Origin of the sequence: Ruminococcus callidus ATCC 27760, assembly GCF_000468015.1 — a bacterium.
Taxonomy (GTDB): domain Bacteria; phylum Bacillota; class Clostridia; order Oscillospirales; family Ruminococcaceae; genus Ruminococcus_C; species Ruminococcus_C callidus.
On record NZ_KI260414.1, the window covers coordinates 1 to 1,695 of the forward strand.

Sequence of the window (1,695 nt, forward strand, 5' to 3'; positions counted from 1 at the left end):
TTGCTGCGGTTGTAGCTGCAGTAGTTGCTGCGGTAGTAACCTCAGTAGTTGTTGTGGTGGTTGCTTCTGTAGTAGTGGTAGTAGTTGCCTTCGGAACCTTTACACAGATGTAACCATCCTGCAGGTCAACAGTTTCAGCGAAGTCATACTTCACGTTGCTGCTGTTTGTCAGAGCGAAACGATCGATAGAAACCGGAACAACGTTGCCGTCGCCATCCTTGGAGTAAGAGATGTCGGTGCCCAGTTCAGCCCAGTTTACAGGGAATACATAGCCGCCCAGTGTTTCATCATATTTGATGCCATACTCAGTAGCCAGTGCCTGTACGGTTGCTTCGTCCGGAATTGCGATCGGCATGCTGTACAGTGTGCCGTTTGCAGAAGCCGGTTCTACGAAATCAGTGTTTGCATCACACATCAGACCGAAGTGGATCTTGGTGTTTGCTTCTTCCTTCCAGAAGTTCATCAGGTCGATCTGGAATGTCGGCATCGTTGCATATACCGTATTTCTCAGATCCTTGTAGTAACGGTTGAATACCTTGACCTGCATGTCGGTTGTACCATACGGCCACTGGAGCAGCTTCTTGGTTGCTTCCGGCAGATCAATTGTACCCTGCAGGGCACCGGTCTTCAGAGCGTTCTGAACAGTAATTGCATAGCTCAGGTTGTCACCATCGGTGGAGCCCTGACCCGGAGTTACTGTCAGCTTATCCAGAGCCCAAACCATCTTCTGGGTTACAGGCTCTTCTGTTGTGGTAGTGGTTGCAGCTGTGGTTGCAGCAGTTGTAGCAGCTGTGGTTGCAACGATGCTAGCTTCTGTAGTGGTTGCAGCAGTTGTAGCAGCTGTAGTTGCAGCAGTTGTAGCAGCTGTGGTTGCAGCGGTGGTAGCAACTGTGGTTGCTGCGGTGGTAGCTTCTGTAGTTGTGGTAGTAGTGGTTTCTGCATCAACGTATACCTTGTATGCACCTGCTACGTAATCTACGCTGGTGTGGATATCGTTGTTTTCAGTATCACGATAGTCAAAACGCTTAACCTCAACCGGTGTCAGGTTGCCCTTACCATCATCGCTGTAGCCGATGTCTACGCCGTCTTCCATCCAAGTTACCGGGAACAGATAGTACTTACCGTTCTTGTCGCTCTTCAGTTCCAGACCAGCTTCCTTAGCTGCTGCTGTAACGGTGTCCTTATCAGCAACGTCCATGGTGAACGCAGCCAGAGTGTTACCAGAAACAATGCCCATGCTGCCGTTGGAGCTCATGGAGAATACCAGACGACCAGTTTCGCTGTATTCCTGTGTATTCAGCATAGTCTGGCTCAGTGCCGGATATACATTACCAACCTTGAAGCAGTTGGAGATCTTCTTGTAAGAACTCGGGATAGACAGGATCTGACGAGTTACTTCCGGAACGAGCAGAGAACCAACAACACCCGGAGTGTCGATACCGTTGGTCTGTGTTACGTTCAGCTTTACCTTAGAATCGCTCGGCTTGCAGTTAACCTTGTCGATTTCCCACTTGATGGTCTTTTCAACCGGATCAGTGCTCTTGTCAACATAAACCTTGAAGCCGCCGTCGATGTACTTCACCTGTGTATGAACATCGTTATCTTCGGTGTCACGATAGTCAAAACGCTTAACTTCAACCGGTGTCAGGTTGCCCTTACCGTCATCGCTGTAGCCGATGTCTACGCCGTCTTCCA

General features: G+C 49.6%; 1 protein-coding gene. It reads right to left on the reverse strand.

Annotated elements, in window-relative coordinates; genetic code table 11:
- On the reverse strand, nucleotides 1-1,695 hold a 1,695-nt coding region (locus tag RUMCAL_RS08555), incomplete at both ends, for a hypothetical protein (RefSeq protein ID WP_021682350.1).